The sequence below is a fragment of the Neorhizobium galegae genome (assembly GCF_017877055.1).
Classification (GTDB): domain Bacteria; phylum Pseudomonadota; class Alphaproteobacteria; order Rhizobiales; family Rhizobiaceae; genus Neorhizobium; species Neorhizobium galegae_D.
On sequence record NZ_JAGIPG010000001.1, the window covers coordinates 1519284 to 1541091 of the forward strand.

The 21808-nt window shown below is 61.6% G+C and carries 23 protein-coding genes and 1 other RNA gene; 10 read left to right on the top strand and 14 right to left on the bottom strand.

Annotated features, from left to right (window positions below; all coding sequences use genetic code 11):
* Positions 1-19: 19 nt before the first annotated feature.
* Together J2857_RS07025 and ssrA are read right to left on the bottom strand one after the other, a co-directional pair.
* On the bottom strand, positions 20-526 hold the full coding sequence (locus tag J2857_RS07025; RefSeq protein ID WP_210010069.1) for an SspB family protein: 507 nt from the start codon (positions 524-526) through the stop codon (positions 20-22).
* 120 nt (positions 527-646) lie between these two features.
* Positions 647-1027, bottom strand: a transfer-messenger RNA (tmRNA) gene (ssrA, locus tag J2857_RS07030).
* A gap of 237 nt (positions 1028-1264) precedes the next feature.
* Here ssrA and J2857_RS07035 point away from each other — a divergent pair.
* Complete coding sequence (locus J2857_RS07035; RefSeq protein ID WP_210009332.1) at positions 1265-1630, top strand: hypothetical protein; 366 nt, start codon at positions 1265-1267, stop codon at positions 1628-1630.
* Positions 1631-1669: 39 nt separating this feature from the next.
* On the opposite strand, the gene J2857_RS07040 is transcribed toward J2857_RS07035, so the two are convergent.
* The 6 genes from J2857_RS07040 to J2857_RS07060 all read right to left on the bottom strand — a co-directional run bounded on the left by J2857_RS07040 (position 1670) and on the right by J2857_RS07060 (position 5986).
* Positions 1670-1954, bottom strand: coding sequence for a copper-binding protein (locus J2857_RS07040; RefSeq protein ID WP_210009333.1), 285 nt, complete (start codon positions 1952-1954; stop codon positions 1670-1672).
* A 21-nt stretch (positions 1955-1975) separates the two neighbouring features.
* Entirely contained in the window at positions 1976-2452 is a 477-nt protein-coding gene (locus tag J2857_RS07045; RefSeq protein WP_210009334.1) for a cupredoxin domain-containing protein, read from the bottom strand.
* A 34-nt stretch (positions 2453-2486) separates the two neighbouring features.
* Positions 2487-3845 carry a multicopper oxidase family protein gene (locus tag J2857_RS07050; RefSeq protein ID WP_210009335.1) on the bottom strand — a complete coding sequence of 453 codons (1359 nt, stop codon included), beginning with the start codon at positions 3843-3845 and terminating at the stop codon, positions 2487-2489.
* Positions 3846-3859: 14 nt separating this feature from the next.
* Positions 3860-5320, bottom strand: a complete 1461-nt coding sequence (locus tag J2857_RS07055; RefSeq protein ID WP_210009336.1) for a TolC family protein — start codon at positions 5318-5320, stop codon at positions 3860-3862.
* Positions 5321-5325: 5 nt separating this feature from the next.
* Positions 5326-5544: a hypothetical protein gene (locus J2857_RS30875; protein WP_245363038.1), complete on the bottom strand. Its 219-nt coding sequence runs from the start codon at positions 5542-5544 to the stop codon at positions 5326-5328.
* A gap of 88 nt (positions 5545-5632) precedes the next feature.
* Entirely contained in the window at positions 5633-5986 is a 354-nt protein-coding gene (locus J2857_RS07060; protein WP_245363039.1) for a hypothetical protein, read from the bottom strand.
* A gap of 401 nt (positions 5987-6387) precedes the next feature.
* Between J2857_RS07060 and J2857_RS07065 the strand changes: the two genes are divergently transcribed.
* The 6 genes from J2857_RS07065 (at position 6388) to J2857_RS07090 (ending at position 12760) form a co-directional block, all read left to right on the top strand.
* A complete protein-coding gene (locus tag J2857_RS07065) occupies positions 6388-7281 on the top strand; it encodes an NAD-dependent epimerase/dehydratase family protein (RefSeq protein ID WP_210009339.1) in 894 nt (297 codons plus the stop codon).
* A gap of 125 nt (positions 7282-7406) precedes the next feature.
* Entirely contained in the window at positions 7407-8201 is a 795-nt protein-coding gene (locus J2857_RS07070) for a thymidylate synthase (RefSeq protein ID WP_210009341.1), read from the top strand.
* The gene (locus J2857_RS07075) at positions 8198-8728 is read left to right on the top strand and encodes a dihydrofolate reductase (protein ID WP_210009343.1); all 531 of its coding nucleotides are present in this window, start codon (positions 8198-8200) and stop codon (positions 8726-8728) included. Before J2857_RS07070 ends, J2857_RS07075 begins: the two co-directional genes overlap by 4 nt.
* 140 nt (positions 8729-8868) lie before the next feature.
* Entirely contained in the window at positions 8869-9966 is a 1098-nt protein-coding gene (gene hflK, locus J2857_RS07080; RefSeq protein WP_210009345.1) for an FtsH protease activity modulator HflK, read from the top strand.
* The gene (hflC, locus tag J2857_RS07085; protein ID WP_210009347.1) at positions 9963-10895 is read left to right on the top strand and encodes a protease modulator HflC; all 933 of its coding nucleotides are present in this window, start codon (positions 9963-9965) and stop codon (positions 10893-10895) included. The genes hflK and hflC overlap by 4 nt, the downstream gene beginning before the upstream one ends.
* A 218-nt stretch (positions 10896-11113) precedes the next feature.
* Entirely contained in the window at positions 11114-12760 is a 1647-nt protein-coding gene (locus J2857_RS07090; RefSeq protein WP_210009349.1) for a Do family serine endopeptidase, read from the top strand.
* A gap of 18 nt (positions 12761-12778) precedes the next feature.
* On the opposite strand, the gene J2857_RS07095 is transcribed toward J2857_RS07090, so the two are convergent.
* The 4 genes from J2857_RS07095 to serB all read right to left on the bottom strand — a co-directional run bounded on the left by J2857_RS07095 (position 12779) and on the right by serB (position 14982).
* Positions 12779-13360, bottom strand: coding sequence for a GNAT family N-acetyltransferase (locus J2857_RS07095; protein ID WP_210009351.1), 582 nt, complete (start codon positions 13358-13360; stop codon positions 12779-12781).
* Between the two features lie 25 nt (positions 13361-13385).
* The gene (locus J2857_RS07100) at positions 13386-13697 is read right to left on the bottom strand and encodes a helix-turn-helix domain-containing protein (RefSeq protein WP_210009353.1); all 312 of its coding nucleotides are present in this window, start codon (positions 13695-13697) and stop codon (positions 13386-13388) included.
* Positions 13694-13849 carry a type II toxin-antitoxin system RelE/ParE family toxin gene (locus tag J2857_RS30880; protein ID WP_348635664.1) on the bottom strand — a complete coding sequence of 52 codons (156 nt, stop codon included), beginning with the start codon at positions 13847-13849 and terminating at the stop codon, positions 13694-13696. The genes J2857_RS07100 and J2857_RS30880 overlap by 4 nt, the downstream gene beginning before the upstream one ends.
* Positions 13850-14091: 242 nt before the next feature.
* Entirely contained in the window at positions 14092-14982 is an 891-nt protein-coding gene (serB, locus tag J2857_RS07110; RefSeq protein WP_210009355.1) for a phosphoserine phosphatase SerB, read from the bottom strand.
* On the opposite strand from serB, the gene miaA reads away from it, so the two are divergent.
* Positions 14983-15873 carry a tRNA (adenosine(37)-N6)-dimethylallyltransferase MiaA gene (gene miaA / locus J2857_RS07115; RefSeq protein WP_210009356.1) on the top strand — a complete coding sequence of 297 codons (891 nt, stop codon included), beginning with the start codon at positions 14983-14985 and terminating at the stop codon, positions 15871-15873.
* 7 nt (positions 15874-15880) lie between these two features.
* On the opposite strand, the gene J2857_RS07120 is transcribed toward miaA, so the two are convergent.
* Positions 15881-17998 (bottom strand): ATP-binding protein, encoded by a 2118-nt coding sequence (locus J2857_RS07120; RefSeq protein ID WP_210009358.1) that lies wholly within the window; start codon positions 17996-17998, stop codon positions 15881-15883.
* 396 nt (positions 17999-18394) lie between these two features.
* On the opposite strand from J2857_RS07120, the gene J2857_RS07125 reads away from it, so the two are divergent.
* Positions 18395-20203 (top strand): acetolactate synthase 3 large subunit, encoded by a 1809-nt coding sequence (locus tag J2857_RS07125; protein ID WP_210009359.1) that lies wholly within the window; start codon positions 18395-18397, stop codon positions 20201-20203.
* A 50-nt stretch (positions 20204-20253) separates the two neighbouring features.
* Positions 20254-20826 (top strand): acetolactate synthase small subunit, encoded by a 573-nt coding sequence (gene ilvN / locus J2857_RS07130; RefSeq protein ID WP_024164177.1) that lies wholly within the window; start codon positions 20254-20256, stop codon positions 20824-20826.
* 71 nt (positions 20827-20897) lie between these two features.
* Here the strand turns inward: ilvN and J2857_RS07135 are convergent, their stop codons facing one another.
* Positions 20898-21740: an aldo/keto reductase gene (locus J2857_RS07135; RefSeq protein ID WP_210009360.1), complete on the bottom strand. Its 843-nt coding sequence runs from the start codon at positions 21738-21740 to the stop codon at positions 20898-20900.
* Positions 21741-21808: the final 68 nt, after the last annotated feature.

A 21808-nucleotide genomic window follows, 5' to 3' on the forward strand; every position in this document is an offset into this window, starting at 1 on the left:
CTGACGCGCCTCCCGGCGCTTACTGCTTCTTACGGAAGGAATCGAGCGAGATGACCGAGCCGGGCTTCTTCTCTTCACCGGGCTTGGCTTCGGTGTCGGTAGACTTGGAAACGGCGTCTACGGGAATGGCGGTGATTTCGGCGGTTGTGTTCTCGTCCTCGTCGGCGAGCGGCACTTCGAATTCGAGTTCGAAATTCACCGAGGGATCGTAGAAACCGCGAATGGCATTGAAGGGAACCACCAGGCGTTCTGGGGTGTCGGAGAAGGAAAGGCCGACCTCGAACTGGGTATCTGAGACCTTGAGATCCCAGAACTGGTGCTGGACGACGATGGTCATCTGTTCCGCATATTTCGCCTTGAGGTGCTGCGAGATGCGCACACCCGGAGCGCCGGTGAGGAATGTGATGAAGAAATGATGGTCGCCCGGCAGACGGCCCGTGGCCGCAACCTCGGTCAAAACCTTACGGATGACGCCGCGCAAAGCGTCCTGCGCCAGAATATCGTAACGGATGTGGTCCTGCCCCATACGGTCCTGTCTTTCCATTCTCTCGTCTTTTAGTCAGACGCGTTATGCCATGCCGACCGGCTGCGGGGAAGCCCCGACGAGCATCCGAGTCAGTTCCATAGTATTCGACTGGGGAGCGAAGGTGAAGGCTTCTGTTGCCAGGTGCCTTCGGACCCCGCCTTAAAGTGCTACCTCCAAGGACTTAGTTCGGATTTCCCGCACCGCCATTAGGCAGCGAGAGCATAACCCTTAGCGTTGTTGTCGTTTGCAACTACACTTTTTGACCCGATAACGGTGGTATCATGCCGAGCAAAAGTTCGATCTTTAAGCCCTTGTCGATCCTATTTCGCCCCCATCAAAAGCCGGTCCGCAAGGTTTTCCATGCGGCCGACCGGTTTTTGGTGGAGGCGCCGGGTACCGCCCCCGGGTCCAATAGGTTTATTACACCGACCGTTTATTGCCATAGCCGGACCGAGGTCCGGCAACCGTCATATAGGCGCTTCCTCCGCCGGTGAAAAGGGGTGGGAGCCGTGAAGGCTCCCATAAATCGTCGCATCGATCACTTTTGCCGCTGGCCAACAGGAAAACGGGCAGGAACCGAGGATCAGCGCAATCGACCGGTTCCTTCGCGCAGATAACCATCCGCGATCGTTGCGCTTCCCCTTTTGATATGAGCCGTCGTGGCAGCACCTGATAATCGCTGTCCCAGCGGTCCGATCGATGCTAAGCTATTGAAGTATCGTGCCTTGGGAGGGGCCGATGGGCCGTCTCTGCTTAGCTGTGGCAGCATTCGTCATCGTGGCGTCGGGCCTGGAGGCTCAGGAACGTCAGCCGTTTCACATTGCGCAATTCCCCGACAGCCGGACGGTGAGCCTCACGATCACGTCGGCGGCGACGTCGGAAGACATCGAGTATGATTACGACGTCGCAATTGGGCTGACCGAGCACAAGACCGGCGGCGGACCCATCTTCGTGGACAACGGCACCCATGTCATGCGCATCCGGTGTCAGGCGCCACGAACGGTATTGGTCGGTGCTACAGTTTACAGACTGCATGACCCGGCTGTAATGGGCGACTGGAAAGAGGACCTGTGGAAGGCCTTGTGCCTTCAACCCGTCTCCTGAGGGAGGCCCCCGCTTCCGGGGAAGCGGGGGCCGTTGTTGTCACTTCACCTGGGTGACGGTCAGCTTGCCGTTGACACGTTCCGCCACGAACTGGATGTTCGCGCCTTCCTTCATCTTCCTGAGCATCCCCTCGTCGGCCACGCTGAAGACCATGGTCATCGCGGGCATTTCGAGGTTCTTCAGCTCCTCGTGGATGAGCGTCACCTTCTTGGCCTTGGCATCGACCTTCTTGACCGTGCCCTTGGTGAATTCCTGGGCAAGCGCACCAGACACCGAGGTCAGGGCGAGCGCTGTGACGAGAGCAAGTTTGAAAACGGTTTTCATGGACTACTCCTTCCTTCTTACTTATTTCTTGGCGACAGTGACGTCGCCATGCATTCCGGCGTCGTAGTGGCCGGGAACGAGGCAGGCGATCTTGAAGACGCCGTCGTTGGTGAATTTCCAGACGATATCGCCGGACGTGCCCGGCTTGAGGCGGATCGCGTTCGGATCGTCATGTTCCATGCCCGGGAACTTCTCCATGACGGCCTTGTGCTCCATCACCTTGTCCTCCTGGTCGAGGACGAACTCGTGGTCGAGCTCGCCTTCGTTCTTGATGGTGAAGCGGATGGTCTGGCCCTTGCGGACTTTGAAATCGTTGGGGGTGAAGATCATCTTGCCATCCGGCGTCTCCTTCATGCTGACACGGATGGTCTGGCTGACCTTCGACTTGTCGCCGGGTTCGCCAACGGCCATTTCACCGTGGCCGCCCGCGTGGCTGCCCGAGGCCAGAACCGGCGTTGCGAGGGTGGCCAGGAGCAGGCCGAGGATTGCAGTTTTCATGATCATGTCCTTTGCTTGTTTGGGAGGTGTTCGATCAGCCGTGGTTCGAATGTCTCGAGGGCGGCTGCGTCTTTGCGTCTTTGGCCTTGGTCGCGTCGGGAAGGCTTCCCGTCCACTCCCAGGCCTGTGTGCCGGGCGGGTTTTCGTACCAGCCCGGATCGGTGTAGTCGCCCGCCGAGATACCCTCGCGGACCTTCACCACGGAAAACATGCCGCCCATCTCGATGGGGCCGTGGGGACCCCAGCCAGTCATCATGGGAACGGTGTTTTCCGGTATTTCCATGGACATCTCGCCCATATCGGCCATGCCGGTCGTACCCATCGGCATGTACTCGGGACGGATCTGCCTGATCTTCCTGGTGACGTCCTTCTTGTCGACGCCGATGAACGTCGGGATGTCGTGACCCATCGCGTTCATGGTGTGATGCGACTTGTGGCAATGGATCGCCCAGTCTCCGACATGCTTTGCGTCGAACTCGTAGGCCCGCATGGCGCCGACGGGAATGTCTATGCTGACCTCCGGCCAGCGTGCCTCGGGCCGGACCCAGCCGCCGTCGGTGCACGTCACTTCGAAATCATATCCGTGCATGTGGATCGGGTGGTTGGTCATCGTCAGGTTACCGACACGGACGCGGACCTTGTCGTTCTTCGAAACCACCAGCGGGTCGATGCCCGGAAAGATGCGGCTGTTCCAGGTCCAGAGATTGAAGTCGGTCATCTCCATGACACGCGGTACATAGGTGCCGGGATCGATGTCATAGGCGCTGAGCAGGAAGACGAAGTCGCGGTCCACCGGCATGAACTTCGGGTCCTTGGGATGCACCACGAAGAACCCCATCATGCCCATCGCCATCTGGACCATCTCGTCGGAATGCGGGTGGTACATGAAGGTGCCGGACTTCACGAGGTCGAACTCGTAGACGAAGGTCTTGCCGACGGGGATGTGGGGTTGCGAAAGGCCGCCAACGCCGTCCATTCCCGACGGGACGATCATGCCGTGCCAGTGGACCGTCGTGTGCTCCGGCAGCTTGTTGGTCACGAAGATACGAACGCGGTCGCCTTCGACCGCCTCGATGGTCGGCCCCGGCGACTGGCCGTTATAACCCCAAAGATAGGCTGTCATGCCCTCGGCCATCTCGCGTTCGACCGGTTCCGCGACCAGATGGAATTCCTTGACGCCGTTGTTCATGCGGAACGGCAGGGTCCATCCGTTCAAGGTCACGACCGGGTTGTAATCGGGGCCGGTAGACGGGCGAACCGGCGTCTGGGTTGCGGCAGTGCCCATGACGGCAGCCTCCGGCAGACCCATGTTGGAGGTCTGGCCCCAGGCCTGTGAGGAGACGAGGGCGGCACCGGCGGCACCTGCTCCGAGCAGTTGTCTTCTATTGAACATTCTCGTTTCCTTTCTCAGTGTCCGCCGCTTGCGGTTTGTTCGGCCGATGCCACCTTGGTTTCCGCCGAGGCCGAACCGGTGCCGCCGCCATAGATGACGGGGGCCAGGTTCGCTTCGGCGAGCCAGAAGTCACGCTTGGCGTTGACGGCGAGGATGGTAGAGTCGATCTTTTCGCGGGCATCGGCGATCAGTTCGAAGGTGCTGGTGATCATGCCGTTGTAGGTGAGGAGCGACTGTTCCTCGATCGCGTTGCGCAACGGCAGGACGTTGTTTCGGTAGTGACGTGCGATGTCGTAGTTCGACTTGTAGGCCAGATAGGCAGAGCGGGCTTGCGAGCGGACATTGACCGCGAGCTCGGCCAGCTGGTTGGCGGCGCGCATATAGGCGAGCTCACCCTTTCGCAGACGCGCCTGGCCGGAATCGAAGATCGGGATCGTGAACTCCAGCGACGCCGTCTTCGAGACGTCCGAGAGGATTTTGCCGTCTTCGCGCTCGCGTTCCTTTTCGTAAGTGCCGACCAGTTCGATGTCGGTGACGATCCGGGTGACATCCTCGAGCTTGTAGGACTGGGCGGTCGCCTGAAGCTCCAGGCGGGCGACCTGCAGGTCCATACGTTTGTGAATCGACTCGGCCTCGATGTCGTTGCGCCCGATCAGGGCCTTCGGCAGCGGGGGGAGGCGGTTGGGGATCTGGAACTCCACTTCGGAGCCGGACAGTCCCATCAGCCTGATCAGTTCCTCCTTGGCGAGCTTTGCAGCGAGGCGGGCCTTGGCGGTCTCGCCAGTCAACTCGGCGTAGAAAACATGCTCCCGTGCCTGGTCGCCCTTCGCCATCGACCCGGCTTCCCCGATTTTCTTGGCGAGCTCGGAGGCAGCGTCGGCGGCTACCTTGGCCTGGTTGAGGTAGGCGACGTTCTCCCATGCCGCCACCGTGTTGATCCAGGCTCGGCGGGTTTCGGCGGCGAGAGAGACCGTTGCGATGGCTGCGTCGAGCTGAGCCTGGCGCAACCGTGTGTCAGCCAGCTTGATATTCTTGTCGTATGTCGCCAGTGCCAGAATATTGGCAGCGATAGCGCCTTCGAGAACACGATATGCCTCAAGTCCGGGAGTGGCTATCCCGGTCAGGCCGACGGAGAAGCGCGGCAAAACCGAAAGCTGCGTCTGCCATGCGTCCGCAGCACGATCTCCGAGATCGGCATAGGAGGCCTGGAGGCCCTTGTTATTCAGGAGAGCGACCTGGACGGCGGTCTCGACGTCGATGGTCTTCCTGGCCATTAGTGTCTTCACGCGGTCCCGGACTGCCTGGGCCTGCTGCCGGTCTTGCACCCAGACGGTTTGCTTGCCGGTCGCTTCGCTGCTTTTCAACGAGGCATTCATGAAACCGGCATCTCTGGCTGCGTAGTCCGTCGCAACGCAGCCTGCGGCGGCGAGGGGAAATACGATGGCGGACGCGAGCTTGATGTGACGTGCGATCATCGCGCTCATCCTTTTTTCGGAGCCTGGGCGTCATTGAGATCGCGCCACGGCTTCGGGTCGACGGGCATGCGGTGAGTATAGCCGCCTAAGGAGCTCTGATACCGGGCGGGCCTGACGTCGGACACGGTGTCAGGGTGGTCAGTCGAGGCAACGACTTCAGGCAATGTGGATGCACATCCGCTAGCGAAAAGCGGAAGAGCAACCACCAGGAACAAATGTTTCATGGTGAAAATCCGAGAATATGATCGCAATTGCGCCATGGCGCTCACTCGCGCGCAGGCACAGCAAGACCCGCCCTGCGGGTGCTAGTTCTCAGATATTAGGTGGACGATTGAGGCTCGGCTTTTGACCGGCGGCATCCGTGTCGTCGATGAACTCGCGAATGGAGACCACGCGCGGATGGCTCAACGCGGAACCGGAGCACGTGATGGCCGTAACGCCGCAATAGTCCTTGCAGCAGGAGTTCTTGGATTTTTCCGGGCTGCCGTGGTCTTGCTGGTTGCCGTGATGATCGGTATCGGCCATCGCGACGCCGTCGTCGCCATGGTGAGAGGAGTGGCCCTCTTCGATCTGTGCGATCTGGGCGGAGCTTTCAGGATGCATAGCGGCGCTGACGGCGGAAAAGCTGTAGCCAGCCAGTGACAAGATCATCACCAGTCTGAACATCAGTGCCATTGCTCTAGATGTGATTCGATACATCCCGCTCATGCCTGTTAGGATCGACAGAGCATTCGAGCTTGTCAACCGCCGCCTTCTCCAACCACCACTTCGCGTCGTTTGTGTGGCACTGCAACAACGTCACGAAAGTCCCGGGCCGTTTTCCACCTCGTCGATTTGTGACGTTCGCCAGTCACGTTTTCCCTTCGGGCAATGTCCAGGTGAAACGCTTGACCGCACTCTCTTGTGAGGCGGAGGCGATGATCGGCAGGCGCGATCGACATTGACGGGCAGGCGGTGCCATGCTTCATCATCGGCCCGGTTACGTCGTTCCGGCTATGCCTCGTCGCAGCAGGCAGGCGATGTCGACAGTCGCGGCAGGGCCGGATGGGATTTGAGGAGGCGGCATCATGGGCAAGCGAATCGTATTCACCGGCGGCAGCGGCAAGGCGGGACGGCATGTCGTGCCGTATCTCCTCGGGGAAGGGCATGAGGTCTTCAACCTTGATCTGGTGCCGCTCGATTGCCCCGGCGTCAACACGCTAATCACCGATCTCAGGGACGGCGGCGAGACCTTCAACGCGCTCTCCATGCATTTCGGCTTCCAGGGGCTGGAAAGCGGCAAGGGGCCTGCGCGCGTCGATGCGGTGGTGCATTTCGCCGCCGTGCCGCGCATCCTGATGCGCCCCGACAATGCGACGTTCTCGGCCAACACGATCTCCACCTACAATGTCATCGAGGCGGCGATGAAGCTCGGCATCCCCAAGGTGATCATCGCATCCAGCGAGACGACCTATGGAGTCTGCTTTGCCGAGGGCGACAAGGACTATCATTCGTTTCCGCTCACCGAAGATTACGATGTCGACCCGATGGACAGCTACGGCCTCTCCAAGGTCGTCAACGAGAAGACGGCGCGGGCCTTTGCCATGCGGTTCGGCGCGGACATCTATGCGCTTCGGATCGGCAACGTGATCTCGCCTGAGGACTACAGCCGCTTCCCCGGTTTCCTGGCGGACCCGCCATCGCGCAAGCGCAATGCCTGGAGCTATATCGATGCCCGCGATCTCGGCCAGATCGTGCATCTCTGCATCGAAAAAGACGGTTTGGGCTTCCAGGTCTTCAACGCGGTCAACGACACGATTACGGCGCTTGAGCCGACCAGGCCGTTCCTCGAGCGCTGGGCGCCGGGTACGCCTATCGTCGGCAGGATCGGCGAATTCGAGGCTCCGATCAGCAACCGCAAGATCAGGGAGGTGCTGGGTTTCGCCGAGAGCCATGATTGGCGCAAATATGTCACCAACTGATCCTGAGGGCCGGGCCTTGCCAAAATAGCGGGGCCAAAATAGCGGGGAAAGCCGTCACAGGAGATTGGTCGGGCGCGTTTATGCTACTATATCATTCAGTGACGATGGAATCGGCTGCCTGACCCATGAAACAATATCTCGATCTTCTTCGGCATGTGATGGAAACCGGTACCGACCGGGGCGACCGCACCGGCAAGGGTACCCGCTCGGTGTTCGGATATCAGATGCGCTTCGACCTCGCAGAAGGTTTTCCGGTCCTCACGACCAAGAAGCTGCATCTGAGGTCGATCATCCATGAGCTGCTGTGGTTCCTGAAGGGCGATACGAATATCGCCTATCTGAAGGAGAACGGCGTTTCGATCTGGGATGAATGGGCCGATGAGAAGGGCGAGCTTGGCCCCGTTTACGGCTACCAGTGGCGCTCATGGCCCGCCCCCGACGGCAGCCATGTCGACCAGATCTCGCAGCTGATCGAGGGCCTCAAGGTCAATCCCAATTCGCGCCGGCATATCGTGTCGGCCTGGAATGTCGGCCAGCTCGACGACATGGCGCTGCCTGCCTGCCATTGCCTGTTCCAGTTCTACGTCGCTGACGGCAAGCTCTCCTGCCAGCTTTACCAGCGCTCCGCCGACGTCTTTCTCGGCGTGCCCTTCAACATCGCGTCCTACGCATTGCTGACGATGATGGTTGCCCAGGTCACCGGCCTGAAGCCCGGCGACTTCGTCCACACGCTCGGCGACACGCATATCTACTCGGATCATTTCGAGCAGGCGAAGCTGCAACTGACCCGCACTCCCAGGGCGCTGCCCACCATGCGCATCAATCCCGCGGTGAAGGACATCTTCTCCTTCCGCTTCGAGGATTTTGCGCTCGAAGGATATGAGGCCGATCCGCATATCAAGGCAGCGGTGGCGGTGTGAGCAAGCCTCGCCTCGTCATCATCGCGGCGGTGTCGCAGAACGGCGTCATCGGCCGGAATGGGGACATGCCCTGGAGGCTTTCGACCGATCTCAGGCGGTTCAAGGCGCTGACCTTGGGAAAACCGGTCATCGTCGGGCGCAAGACTTTCGACAGTTTCGGCGGCAGGCCTCTCCCGGGGCGGCCGCATGTGATCGTCACGCGCAATCGGGATTTCCGGTACGAGGGCGTCGACGTGGCCGTATCCCTCGACGCGGCTCTGGGAATGGCTGACCGCAGGGCCGAGGAGGTTGGGGCTGACGAGATTTATGTGCTCGGCGGCGGTGAAATCTATGCCCAGGCGATCAAGATCGCAGACATGCTGCGCGTTACCCATGTCGAGACCGATATCTTAGACGGCGATACGTTTTTTCCTGCCATCGATCCGGCGGCGTTCGAGAAGGTGGAGGAGATTGCGGTTCCGGCGGGCGAGAAGGACAGTTATCCCACCCGTTTCGCCACTTATGTCCGCAGAGCCGCGACAAACTGAAACATTTCGTTACCGTTGAACGGGAAGTTATTGAACCCGCGTTGAAAGCGGGCCTCCCCATCCCTATAACGGGCAATAGCCAGATTGCTGCCACACGGCAGGGTCGCGGCTTGGGAGCGAATACGAACAAAGAGGTTTTGATGCCCTGGAGCAATCAGAATGGTGGCGGCGGCGGCCCTTGGGGCGGCGGTGGCGGTAATAATCAAGGGCCCTGGGGACAGGGACCGAACCGCCCGCGCGGCGGCGGGGGCAGCGGTGGTCCACCGGACCTCGAAGACATCATAAGGCGCAGTCAGGACCGGCTGCGCAGCGTGATGCCCGGCAGCTTCAACGGCGGCGCCTTCGCGATCGTGGTCATCGTGATCATTGCCTTCCTCGCCTTCCAGTCCGTCTACACGGTCCAGCCGGACGAGCGCGGTGTCGAACTGCGCTTCGGCCGCCCGAAGGACGAAATCTCCATGCCTGGCCTGCATTTCCATTTCTGGCCGTTCGAATCCGTCGAGATCGTCAAGGTCACCGAACAGCAGCAGAATATCGGCGCGGCCCGGGGCTCAAGCTCCAATGCCGGCTGGATGCTGACCGGCGACCAGAACATCGTCAACGTTCAGTTCTCCGTTCTGTTTACCGTGACCGATCCCAAGGCCTATCTCTTCAACCTGGAAGGTCCGGCCTCGACGCTGCAGCAGGTTTCCGAAAGTGCCATGCGCGAAGTCGTCGGCCGTCGTCCGGCGCAGGACATTTTCCGCGACAACCGAGAAGGCATCTCGACCGAAGTGCGCAACATCATCCAGGGCACGATGGATACCTACGGCTCCGGCCTTTCCATCAATGCCGTACCGATCGAGGATGCGGCACCGCCCCGCGAAGTGGCCGACGCCTTCGAAGAAGTGCAGCGTGCCGAGCAGGACGAGGACCGTTTCGTCGAAGAGGCGAACCAGTACGCCAACCAGAAGCTCGGCCAGGCCCGCGGCCAGGCAGCCCAGGTCCGCGAAGAGGCATCCGCCTACAAGGACCGGGTCGTCAACGAAGCGCAGGGCGAGGCCCAACGCTTCGTCTCGATCTACAACGAATATGCCAATGCGCCTGAAGTGACGCGCCGGCGGATCTTCCTCGAAACCATGGAAACGGTCCTGAAGAACTCCCGCAAGGTCATTCTGGACAACAAGGACGGCGTCGTCCCCTATCTGCCGCTCAACGAGATGATCAAGCCGCAGACGAACCAGGGAGCCAACCGATGAACTCCAATCGACTCCCCGCAATTCTGATCGGCCTCGCCGTTCTCCTCGTGCTCATCTACTCGTCGGTCTTCGTGGTCAACGAGCGCGAACAGGCAATCGTCGTCCGCTTCGGCGAAATCCAGGACGTCAAGCGCGAGCCGGGCATCTATTTCAAGCTGCCGTTTGCCTTCATGGATGCCGATCGTGTCCAGTATGTCGAGGACCGGGCTTTGCGCTTCGATCTCGACAATATCCGCGTCCAGGTGCGCGGTGGCGCGTTTTATGAAGTCGATGCTTTCGTTGTCTATTCGATCACCGATCCGCGCCTCTTCCGGGAAACTGTCTCGGGCGACCGCGACTCTGCCGAATCGCGGCTTCGCACCCGCCTCGATGCGGCGTTGCGCCGTGTCTATGGTCTGCGCAATTTCGATGCGGCGCTCTCCAACGAGCGTTCTTCGATGATGCAGGAGGTTCGTACAGACCTCACCGCTGCTGCGGAAACACTCGGGCTCGCGATCCGCGACGTTCGTATCCGCCGCACCGACCTCACTCAGGAAGTCTCGCAGCAGACCTTCCAGCGCATGAAGGCCGAGCGTCTTGCGGAAGCCGAGCTGATCCGCGCCCGTGGTAACGAGCAGGGCCAGCGCCGCCGCGCCATCGCTGACCGTCAGGTGGTCGAACTGGTCTCCGAAGCGCAACGGGATTCGGAAATCCTGCGTGGTCGGGGCGATGCCGAACGCAACAAGATCTTCGGCGAAGCCTTCCAGCGCGATCCGGCCTTCTTCGAGTTCTACCGCACCATGCGGGCTTACGTGGCGTCACTTGCCGACAACAGCACGACACTGGTGCTGTCGCCGGATTCGGAATTCTTCCGGTTCTTCAACTCGTCCGCAGGTCAGGCACTTGCGCCGGTGCAGCCTCCGGCACCGCCTGCTGCGCCGGCGAAGTGACCCGACAAGCTTGGGGCGGCGCAAGCCGCCCCTTTCATGACAAGGCCATCCACAGGCGTGACGGGTAAGGGCGCAATCCTCACGAAAAGGTAATTTCCACAGTCGTCATTCCGCCTTATGCTCTGCCGAAACTCCGCCCGATTCAAAGGTTCCTATAGCCTGCCCGGGTAGAGACCGCTCTTCCGGGGTTGCGGACAATCCAACAGCGAGGATGCCAGATGGCCCATTCGGTTCGATCGACCTTCAAGCGCACCGTCACGCTTGCGGCAACTTTTGCCCTGCTGGCGGCTCCCTTGCAGGCGATTGCCCAGACGCCGGTTCCTGCCGCTCCAGGGCAGAATGCCAATCCGCCGGCCGCCGGTTCTCCGGGCCTCATGCTGCCGGCTCCGCCGACACCGTCTCCGAGCATCAATCCGCCCCCGGCTCCGGGGCCGATGGCAGGCGGCGGACCGGGTTCGATCGCCGATCTCGCCGAGGGCCTGCTCGATGCCGTCGTCAACATCTCCACCTCCCAGAGCGTCAAGGACCAGGGTGCCGGCCCGCAACCACAGATCCAGGAAGGCTCGCCGTTCCAGGAGTTTTTCGAGGATTTCTTCGACGGCCAGGGCAACCAGAACGGCAATCAGAAGGTTTCCTCGCTCGGCTCGGGCTTCGTTATCGATCCCTCCGGTTACGTGGTCACCAACAACCATGTCATCGAAGGCGCCGACGACATCGAGGTGATCTTTCCAAACGGCACCAAGCTCAAGGCCAGGCTGGTCGGCACCGACACCAAGACCGACCTGTCGGTCCTGAAGGTCGAGCCCAAGGCGCCACTGAAGGCGGTTCGCTTCGGCGATTCCCGCCGCATGCGGATCGGCGACTGGGTGATGGCGATCGGCAATCCGTTCGGTCTCGGCGGGTCTGTCACGTTGGGTATTATCTCGGCCCGCGGCCGCAACATCAATGCCGGCCCCTATGACAACTTCATCCAGACGGATGCGGCGATCAACAAGGGCAATTCCGGCGGCCCGTTGTTCAACATGCGCGGCGAGGTGATCGGCATCAATACCGCGATCATTTCACCATCCGGCGGTTCGATCGGCATCGGTTTCGCCGTACCGACGGAACTCGCCGAAAACGTCGTGCACCAGTTGACCGAATTCGGCGAAACGCGCCGCGGCTGGCTCGGCGTGCGCATCCAGCCGGTCACCGACGACGTGGCGGCAAGCCTCGGCCTCGACCGGGCGCGCGGCGCGCTGGTGTCGGGCGTCGTCAATGGCGGGCCGATCAAGAACGGCGAGATCAAGGCTGGCGACGTGATCCTCACCTTCGACGGCCAGTCCGTCAACGAGATGCGCGACCTGCCGCGCATCGTCGCGGAAAGCCCGGTCAACAAGGAAGTCGACGTGGTGATCCTGCGCGACGGCAAGCAGCAGACCGTCAAGGTGACGCTCGGCCGCCTGGAAGATAGCGCCGAGCCGGACGAGGAAGACGACCAGCCGGCCCTGCCGGAAGGCCAGGGCGAGAACAAGGCGCCGGACAATAAGGCGCCCGGCGACCAGAAGGGCGAGCTCAGCCAGGACCCGGCCGCCGCCTTCGGCATGACGCTCGCGGTGCTCGACGAGGACCGCCGCAAGAGTTTCAGCATTGTCGAAAGCGTCGAGGGCGTACTGATCACGGCCGTCGCGCCGAACTCGCCAGCCGCCCAGAAGGGGCTGAAGGTCGGCGAGGTCGTGGTCGAAGTGGCACAGGATTTCGTGGAGAACCCGGCGGACGTCGTCAAGCGGATTGCGGTCCTGAAGTCCGAGGGCCGCCGCAACGCGCATGTAATGGTCTCGGATCCTTCCGGAAACCTGCGCTTCGTGGCGCTCCCGCTGGAGTAAGCCTGTGGCGCGAGCCGGTCAGCGGGCGCGTCCCGCGTCCGCTCGCTGGCGCAGCCATTCGTCGCGCGTTATCGCATAGACCACATGCGGTTTCAGATGCGGGTGCGTGTCCGGCACCCGCGGATGGTCGAAATCCATGCCGGTGATGCGGTGCAGGCCGAGCCGCTTCATCACCGCGGTCGATCGCTTGTTTTCGCCAACCGCGAAGGAGACCACCGCGTCGAGATGCTTTTCGCCGAAGGCGAAGTCGAGAAGGGCGCGGGCGGCTTCGGTGACATAGCCATTGCCCCAGAAGCGGGTCGCCAGACGCCAGCCTATCTCCACGGTCTCGACCGGAAAGACATCCGGCATGTTGGCGAGCGACAGGCCGCAAAAACCCATGGGCTCCCGGGTTTCCTTTAGTTCCAGTGCGTAGAAGCCAAGCCCGGTCTCGGTGATCGCGTCGTTGAGCTTTGCGAGGAAGGCATCGGCCTCTTCGTAGGTGCGTCGGAACGGAAAGAACTCCATCACCTTTGGATCGGAATTGATCTCGCGAAAGAGATCGCGATCGCTGTCGATCCAGCTTCTGAGGCGCAGGCGTTCGGTTTCGAGGATGATCATGGGATGGCGCGTCAGAGACATTGTCTTAAGACGCTTGCGAAGAGGATTTCGGTTTTTCGAAGCGGATGCGGAGTTTCGTGCCGGTTGCGTCGGCAAAACGCTGAAGGGTTCTGGTCGATGGCATGGAACGACCGCTTTCCAGCCGCGCGATTGCCGCCTGCGTCGTGCCCATTGCCTTGGCGACGTCTTCCTGCGTCATGGAGGCTTGGGCGCGTGCCTTGATCAAGGCTTCCGCCAGGGCGAATTCTTCTTCCAGGGCATCATAGGCCGCGACGAATTCGGGGTCCTTGAACCATTCGTTGGCGGCTTCGCTTACCAGAAGGCTCTTCTTGGTCATCTCACATCCTTTGCCCGTCTCAACGCAATCTCGATGTCGCGTCTGGGCGTTTTCTGGGTCTTCTTCTGGAAGACATGCAAAACCACGATCCGGTGGTCTGAAGCCGTTACGTAAGCTGCTCTGGCGATTCCATCGCGACCGCGCATTCGCATTTCCCAGATCGGCCCTCGAGGTGCCTCATATAGGGTTCGTGTACCTTGGCAGGTCCTTCTCGATCAGCCTCACGATGCGGAGAAAGCTGGCAACAATATCGGTGGGAAACGCCTCGAGTTCGATCCTGACCCGATCATTCAGAAATTCCATCTTCCAATGCATTGAGTATACCATTTTTGCAATGATTTTCAACGCGAACGATGCGATTGAAATTTCAATCCGTCAATCGCATGGGTTGTATCTAGCCCACAACAAAATCCGTCTTGCGATAGCCCTGGATATAGAGGAGGGCGGTCAGGTCGCCGTGGTCGATGCGCATCCTGGCCTGGGCGGCAACGGTGGGCTTGGCGTGCAGCGCGACGCCGGAGCCGGCGATGCCGAGCATGCCGAGATCGTTGGCGCCGTCGCCGACGGCGATCGTGTCTTCCGGGGAGATGCCGAGCTTTGCCGCGATGGCAAGGAGCGCATCCACCTTGGCCTGTTTGCCAAGGATGGGTTCGGCGACCTCGCCGGTCAGGATGCCATCGTTTTCGAGGAGGATATTGGCGCGATTCTCGTCGAAGCCGAGGGTCGCGGCGATGCGGCTGGTGAAGACCGTGAAGCCGCCCGACACGAGGGCGGCATAATGGCCTCTGGCCTTCATGGTGGCGATCAGTTCCGGCCCACCTGACGTGAGCGTGATGCGCTTGGCGATGACGTCGTCGACGACCGTGATCGGCAGGCCCTTCAGAAGTGCAACGCGTTCGCGAAGGGCGGGTTCGAAGGCGATTTCGCCGTTCATTGCGCGGGCGGTGATCGTCGCGACCTTGTCCTTCAAGCCGACGACATCGGCAAGCTCATCGATGCATTCCTGGCCGATCATGGTCGAATCCATGTCGGCGATCAGGAATTTCTTGCGACGCGTATCCGCGTCCTGGATGACGAGATCGATCGGGGCGCTGCCGATGACGGCCCTCAGATCGGCCTCGGCCACCTCGATATCCGAACCGTCGCGAAGGGCGATATCGCAGGCGATCCCGTCCGCCAGCCAGTAAAGGCCCGAGGCTTTCACCGCCTCCGCCGCTTGTTCTCCGAGCCTTGCATTGAGAACGGGGTTTGACGGATGGGCAATGAGCGTGGCAACGAAAGCCATATGAGCGACCTTATCGACAATTTTGATGCGATCCTGATAACCGGGCCGACGGCCAGCGGCAAGTCGGCGCTTGCACTGCGCTTGGCGCGCGAGACAAACGGCGTGGTGATCAACGCCGACAGCATGCAGGTCTACGACACGCTGCGGGTTCTCACGGCGCGGCCGGCAGAGGACGAAATGGAGGGTGTGCCGCATCTGCTCTACGGCCATGTGCCGGCGACGAGGGCTTATTCCACCGGCGAGTGGCTGCGGGACGTGACGGCGCTTCTGCCTGACCTGAAGCGCGAGGGGCGGCTGCCGGTCTTCGTCGGCGGCACGGGGCTTTATTTCAAGGCCCTGACCGGCGGCCTGTCCGATATGCCGGAAATCTCGCAGGATATCCGCTGCGAGATTCGCCTGCGTCTGAAGGAGGAAGGACCGGAGGCGCTGCATGCGGAGCTTCTGGTGAGGGATGCACCGGTGGCCGCGAGTCTCGAGCCGAAGGACGGGCAGCGGATCGTCAGGGCGCTGGAGGTTCTGGCGGAGACCGGCCGCTCGATCGCCGAATTCCAGGGCAGGCAGGGGCCGATGGTGATCGATCCTTCGCGCGCAAGGAAGCTCGTCGTGCTGCCGGACCGAAAGATCCTGCACGAGCGCATCGACCGCCGTTTCGAGACAATGCTTGAGACCGGGGCCGTGGATGAGGTGAGGGCGCTGCTGGCGCTCGGTCCTTCACCCGACCTGCCCGCCATGAAGGCGATCGGCGTTGTGCAGGTCGCGGAGATGCTGGAAGGCCGGATGAACCGGGAAGAGGTTATCGAACGCGGATCTGCACTGACGCGGCAATATGCCAAGCGCCAGATGACATGGTTTCGCAACCAGATGGACGAAAGCTGGGAGCGGCTAGCCTGAGGCCAGCTCAATCCTTGTCGTAGAGGCTGGTCAGCGGTTTCTTCAGCAGGCTTTCGCGCAGCGATCCTTCGCGCCGGAGCAGCGGGTTCGGGCGTGGGGCGCCTTCGGGCGCCGGCGGGCGTTGAAATGTCGGAGGCGCAGGCTGGTAGGGTGGCGGCTCGGGCGGGCGTTCGCGGCGCAGATCTGCGAAACGGTCGGGGCGGGGTGCCGGGGGGGGGTCGGGTGCAGCAGCGCGCGGCAGCATGTCCGGCCGGTAGGGCTCAGGCTGCGGGTTGCCTGCCATGGGCGGCGTCGGATTGATCGTCACATGGCCCGTCGAGCGAATCTCCAGGTTCCAGCGATCGAGTTCGGCATCGCCTGCCGGCGGGAAATCATCATCCGTGTCTTCCTCGGCACCGGACGCGCCTTCCGGGAAGGGTGCCGTCGCGGTGGAGTAGCTTTGCTGGAAGGCGGAAATGTCCGGGCCGCTGACGGCGCGCATACGTGCGATCACCGTGCGCAGATCGACGGTATCCGGCGTATCCTCCGTGCCCTTGTCGGCGACGCCGTTGGCCTTCGGCAGGTATTTTTTCTCGACGCGGGCAAACCGCATGCGCATCGGCACGGAAATCGCCTCGCCGAAGGCGATAGCCTCGCCATTGCCGATCGACGATAGAAAACTGGTCGTGGAGATCGACGAGTTGGGGATCGCCGACTTGATGATTTCCTGGTCGCGGTCGTTGGACAGCCGCATGGCGAACACCGTCGAGCACTGCGACAGGATCGTCTGGTCGAGCTCGCCGGGGCGCTGGGTGATCACACCGAGCGAGACGCCGTATTTGCGGCCTTCCTTGGCGATACGCGAAATGGCCTGTCTCGTCGGGAAGAAGCCGAGTTCTCGGTCGGCCGGCACGTAGCGGTGCGCTTCTTCGCAGACGACCAGCATGTGGATGGCGCCATTGCTCCAGAGCGCCAGTTCAAACGCCATGCGGCAGAGAATCGAGGCAACGGAATTGACGACTTCCGACGGGATGCCGGCGAGCTGGAAGGTCGAGATCGGTCGGTCTCCGCCAGGGATGCGGAAGATATAGGCGATCGTCTCCATGATCGTGTCGTTGATCGTGTTGTTGGAGAACATGAAGTGGTAGCGCGGATCGTTGATCGCCGACATGATGCGCATCTTCAAGGAGCGCAGGAAGGGTTTCTCGCCGCGGCCTTCCAGGCGGCCGATACGTTCGTCGATCAGCGCCAGCAGGTCCGCCATGCGGTAGGGTACCGGCGTATCGGCGGTGACCGAGCTTTTTTCGGTTGAGCGGCGCATCAGTGAGGTTTCATTGCCGCGGAAGGCGCGTTTGGCCTCCGGGATCAGGTCGCGCAGGATGTCGAGTTCTTCCGCCACCGCCGGGCGGCCGCGAAAGACCACTTCGGAAAACTCTTCGAGCCGCATCAGCCAGAAGGGCAGGTCGAGCGTTTCGGTATCGATGACGACCGCGTGATCGGGAAACGCTGCGGCAAACTCGTTGTGCGGATCAAGGATGAGGACGCGCAGCTTCGGGTCGGTCTCGATCGCCTTGTGGAGGAGGAGGGAGACGGCGGTCGATTTGCCGACGCCGGTCGAGCCGACGATGGCGAAATGTTTCGACAGCATCGACGGGATATGGATCGTCGCATCGATCGTTTCGTCCTGGGTGAGCTTGCCGACCACGCAGGTTTCGTTCTTGCCGGTATCGTAGATGCGCAGGAGGTCGGCGGCACGGATCCGGTGCGCGACAGCGCCAAGATAGGGATAACAGGAGATGCCGCCGGTGAACTCGTCGAGGCCGTCCGGTCCCTTGCGCACCTCGCCGAGCAGCTCCGCCTCGATGTGGAAGTTGGTGTTGCCGCCTTCACTCCACTCCTTGCCGCCGGTCTGCATCGCATAGGCGAGCGCCACGACACGGTTTTCGCCGACGCTGATGGAGATCAGCCGGCCCACGGACCAGAGTTCGGTAAGATCGGTCTCGCCCTGTTCGGCAACGGCGGAAATGGTGGCGTGCGAGCCGTTGCAGGCGACGACGCGGCCAAGCATGCGGTTGCCCGGTTTCTGGACGTCACGACGATCCTGCTCTCCCGCAGACGTGGAACGGTGCAGATCGTTGTTCAACAAACTCGGGCCCCTATCATTGGGGTGGCGGATATAGTCATGGCTCATCTGTCGGGCCGTTACCCTCCAAACACGCCAACTATATTGTGCCGGGCTTAACAACTCGTGTAGGAAATCGCGTCACCGGCGGATGGAAACGGGGCAGCAAAATCAGGCCGATGAGGATTTTTGGTGCATGCCCACGTTGACGAACGACATTTATCTGGCTAACACTTCGCGCCATGAAGATCTCGATCGCTCTTATTGTGGTGGGAACGCGCATGGGCAGGACGGTGTAACCGTCCGGCGACAGCCACCCATGCGCGGAAAGACAGGCTCCTCCAGGGGGCCTTTTTTTATGCCTTCAATCCGGCTCGGAGGAGCCGCCGGTAAAAATCCAGCAGCGAATGGACCAAGACAATGACGAATACGAACACTCAGACGCCAGATAACCAGACGCCGGATAACCAGATGACTGGCGCTGAGATCGTCCTGAGGGCCCTGAAGGACAATGGTGTCGAGCATATCTTCGGATATCCGGGCGGCGCCGTTCTGCCGATCTATGACGAGATCTTCCAGCAGGACGACATCCAGCACATCCTGGTGCGCCACGAGCAGGGCGCCGGCCATGCGGCCGAAGGTTATGCTCGCTCCACCGGCAAGGTCGGGGTCATGCTGGTGACATCCGGCCCGGGCGCCACCAATGCCGTCACCCCGCTTCAGGATGCGCTGATGGATTCGGTGCCGCTGGTCTGCCTGTCGGGCCAGGTCCCGACGACGCTGATCGGCTCGGACGCTTTCCAGGAATGCGACACCGTCGGCATCACCAGGCCCTGCACCAAGCACAACTGGCTGGTCAAGGACGTCAACGAACTCGCCGGCATCATCCATGAGGCCTTCCGCATCGCCCAGACCGGTCGGCCGGGCCCGGTCGTCGTCGATATTCCGAAGGACGTTCAGTTTGCGACCGGCACGTATACGCCGAAGCCGGAGGTCGCCCAGAACACCAGCTATCAGCCGCGAACCCAGGGCGACATCAACGCCATCCAGGCGGCTGTCGAGCTGATGGCCTCGGCGCGCCGGCCGATCCTCTATACCGGCGGCGGCGTCGTTAATTCCGGCCCGGAAGCCTCGCGACTGCTGCGCGAGTTGGTCGAGCTCAGCGATTTCCCGATCACCTCGACGCTGATGGGGCTCGGCGCCTATCCCGCTTCCGGCAAGAACTGGCTCGGCATGCTCGGCATGCACGGTTCCTACGAGGCGAACATGGCGATGCACGACTGCGACGTCATGGTCTGCATCGGCGCCCGTTTCGACGACCGCATCACCGGCCGCATCAACGCGTTTTCGCCGAACTCGCGAAAAATCCATATCGATATCGACCCGTCCTCGATCAACAAGAACGTGCATGTCGATATCCCGATCCTCGGCGACGTCGGCAGCGTTCTTGAAGACATGGTCCGCCTGTGGCGTGCCCTGCCGAAGAAGCCGGCCAGGGCGCAGACCGAGGAATGGTGGACCCAGGTCGACCGCTGGCGGGCTCGCAAGAGTTTTTCCTACAAGCATTCCAACGATGTCATCATGCCGCAATATGCGCTGCAGCGCCTTTTCGAGGCGACCAGGGGGCACGATACCTACATCACCACGGAAGTCGGCCAGCACCAGATGTGGGCGGCGCAGTTCATCGAGTTCGAAGAGCCGAACCGCTGGATGACCTCGGGTGGTCTCGGCACGATGGGCTACGGCCTGCCGGCCGCGATCGGCGTTCAGGTCGCCCATCCGGACGCTCTCGTCATCGACGTCGCCGGCGACGCTTCGATCCAGATGTGCATCCAGGAAATGTCCTGCGCCATCCAGCATAACCTGCCGGTCAAGATCTTCATCCTGAACAACCAGTACATGGGCATGGTTCGCCAGTGGCAGCAATTGCTGCACGGTAACCGCCTGTCGAATTCGTATACGGAAGCGATGCCCGATTTCGTGAAGCTTGCGGAAGCCTACGGCGCCGTCGGCATGTATTGCGACGATCCGAGGGAGCTCGACGGCAAGATCGCGGAGATGATCGCGGTCAAGAAGCCGGTGATCTTCGATTGCCGCGTCGCCAATCTCGCCAACTGCTTCCCGATGATCCCCTCGGGCAAGGCGCATAACGAGATGCTGCTGCCGGACGAAGCCACCGATGAAGCGGTTGCCAATGCCATCGATGCCAAGGGTCGCCAGCTTGTCTGAGACGGGCAGCACATCCTTCAACAAAATTCTGAGGAAATGGACCTAAGATCATGAATGCGCATCAACAACCGACCGGATCCGCTTATTTCATCGCGCCTGAGACGGCGAAGGCCGAAAGCCATACGCTTTCGGTTCTTGTCGCCAACGAACCGGGCGTGCTCGCACGGGTGATCGGCCTGTTTTCCGGCCGCGGCTACAATATCGAAAGCCTGACGGTTTCGGAAACGGAGCACGAAGCGCACCTATCCCGCATTACCATCGTGACGCGCGGCACGCCGACGGTGCTTGAACAGATCAAGGCACAGCTCGAACGGATCGTGCCGGTGCATCGGGTCGTCGACCTGACGGTGCGCGCCCATGCGCTTGGCCAGGAGCGGCCGATCGAGCGCGAGGTGGCGCTGGTCAAGGTTGTCGGCCAGGGCGACCGCCGCGCCGAGACGCTGCGACTGGCGGATGCCTTCCACGCCAAGGTCGTCGATGCGACCGTCGAGCATTTCATCCTGGAAATCACCGGAAAGTCCTCGAAGATCGACCAGTTCGTGGCGATCATGAAGCCGCTCGGCCTGGTCGAGGTCTGCCGCACCGGGATCGCGGCGATGAACCGCGGTCCGCAGGGAATGTAAACGGCTCGGGCGGAGATCGATGTCTTCCGGGCGCTCGAGATGCTGGCGGGGCGTCGGACGCACGATCTCCGCTAGATCATCTCCAACGGTGCCTTGCGCGATGGCGGGGGGAAGGCGGCGTCGAGCGCCGTCCAGTCCGCCTCGCTGAGATCCAGATCGACTGCTTCGGCATTTTCCGCCACCCGGTCCGGATTGGCGGATTTGGGGATGGCGATGACGCCGTCGCGCTCCAGGAGGAAGGCCAGCGCCACCTGCGCCGGCGTTGCCTGATAGGCCTTGGCGATGCGGATCAGTTCGCCGCTTCTGGCAAGCCGGCCCTGCTCGATAGGCGAATAGGCCATGACCGGGATGCCGCGCTCCTGGCACCAGGGTAAAAGATCGTATTCGACGCCGCGGCGGGAGAGGTTGTAGAGGACCTGGTTGGCGGCGCAGTTTGCGCCATCCGGCACATCCATCAGTTCCAGCATGTCGTCGAGGTCGAAGTTGGAGACGCCCCAGGCGCCGATCTTGCCGGTGCGGCGCAGTTCCTCTAAGCCGGCGACGGTCTCAGTCAGCGGATGTTCGCCGCGCCAATGCAGGAGATAGAGGTCGAGGCGGTCGGTTTTCAGCCGGTCGAGGCTGCGCTCGCAGGCATCGATGACGCCTTTTCGGCTGGCATTCCAGGGATAGACCTTGCTGACCAGAAACACCTCGTCTCGCCGGCCGGCAATCGCTTCGGCGGTGATTTTTTCGGCGCCGCCTTCGCCATACATTTCCGCCGTGTCGATCAGTGTCAATCCGAGGTCCAGGCCGCGCCTCAGGCTCTCGATCTCAATGCCGGCCTTGCGGGCGTCCTCGCCCATCTGCCAGGTCCCAAGGCCAAGCGCCGGGACGGAAATGCCGGAGGGCAGGGTGACTGTCGGGATATCGGACATGGCTGGCCTCGATCTGTCGCTTCTGGAGAAGTCCATCCTACTCACATATGGCTTCGATAGAAGCTGCC

What these genes read in the sequence shown, in the direction of transcription:
- J2857_RS07025 (WP_210010069.1), bottom strand. Translation starts at nt 526, where the DNA reads ATGGGGCAGGACCACATCCGTTACGATATTCTGGCGCAGGACGCTTTG.
- J2857_RS07035 (WP_210009332.1), top strand. Translation starts at nt 1,265, where the DNA reads ATGGGCCGTCTCTGCTTAGCTGTGGCAGCATTCGTCATCGTGGCGTCG.
- J2857_RS07040 (WP_210009333.1), bottom strand. Translation starts at nt 1,954, where the DNA reads ATGAAAACCGTTTTCAAACTTGCTCTCGTCACAGCGCTCGCCCTGACC.
- J2857_RS07045 (WP_210009334.1), bottom strand. Translation starts at nt 2,452, where the DNA reads ATGAAAACTGCAATCCTCGGCCTGCTCCTGGCCACCCTCGCAACGCCG.
- J2857_RS07050 (WP_210009335.1), bottom strand. Translation starts at nt 3,845, where the DNA reads ATGTTCAATAGAAGACAACTGCTCGGAGCAGGTGCCGCCGGTGCCGCC.
- J2857_RS07055 (WP_210009336.1), bottom strand. Translation starts at nt 5,320, where the DNA reads ATGATCGCACGTCACATCAAGCTCGCGTCCGCCATCGTATTTCCCCTC.
- J2857_RS30875 (WP_245363038.1), bottom strand. Translation starts at nt 5,544, where the DNA reads ATGAAACATTTGTTCCTGGTGGTTGCTCTTCCGCTTTTCGCTAGCGGA.
- J2857_RS07060 (WP_245363039.1), bottom strand. Translation starts at nt 5,986, where the DNA reads ATGTTCAGACTGGTGATGATCTTGTCACTGGCTGGCTACAGCTTTTCC.
- J2857_RS07065 (WP_210009339.1), top strand. Translation starts at nt 6,388, where the DNA reads ATGGGCAAGCGAATCGTATTCACCGGCGGCAGCGGCAAGGCGGGACGG.
- J2857_RS07070 (WP_210009341.1), top strand. Translation starts at nt 7,407, where the DNA reads ATGAAACAATATCTCGATCTTCTTCGGCATGTGATGGAAACCGGTACC.
- hflK (WP_210009345.1), top strand. Translation starts at nt 8,869, where the DNA reads ATGCCCTGGAGCAATCAGAATGGTGGCGGCGGCGGCCCTTGGGGCGGC.
- hflC (WP_210009347.1), top strand. Translation starts at nt 9,963, where the DNA reads ATGAACTCCAATCGACTCCCCGCAATTCTGATCGGCCTCGCCGTTCTC.
- J2857_RS07090 (WP_210009349.1), top strand. Translation starts at nt 11,114, where the DNA reads ATGGCCCATTCGGTTCGATCGACCTTCAAGCGCACCGTCACGCTTGCG.
- J2857_RS07095 (WP_210009351.1), bottom strand. Translation starts at nt 13,360, where the DNA reads ATGATCATCCTCGAAACCGAACGCCTGCGCCTCAGAAGCTGGATCGAC.
- J2857_RS07100 (WP_210009353.1), bottom strand. Translation starts at nt 13,697, where the DNA reads ATGACCAAGAAGAGCCTTCTGGTAAGCGAAGCCGCCAACGAATGGTTC.
- J2857_RS30880 (WP_348635664.1), bottom strand. Translation starts at nt 13,849, where the DNA reads ATGCGAATGCGCGGTCGCGATGGAATCGCCAGAGCAGCTTACGTAACG.
- serB (WP_210009355.1), bottom strand. Translation starts at nt 14,982, where the DNA reads ATGGCTTTCGTTGCCACGCTCATTGCCCATCCGTCAAACCCCGTTCTC.
- miaA (WP_210009356.1), top strand. Translation starts at nt 14,983, where the DNA reads ATGAGCGACCTTATCGACAATTTTGATGCGATCCTGATAACCGGGCCG.
- J2857_RS07125 (WP_210009359.1), top strand. Translation starts at nt 18,395, where the DNA reads ATGACGAATACGAACACTCAGACGCCAGATAACCAGACGCCGGATAAC.
- ilvN (WP_024164177.1), top strand. Translation starts at nt 20,254, where the DNA reads ATGAATGCGCATCAACAACCGACCGGATCCGCTTATTTCATCGCGCCT.
- J2857_RS07135 (WP_210009360.1), bottom strand. Translation starts at nt 21,740, where the DNA reads ATGTCCGATATCCCGACAGTCACCCTGCCCTCCGGCATTTCCGTCCCG.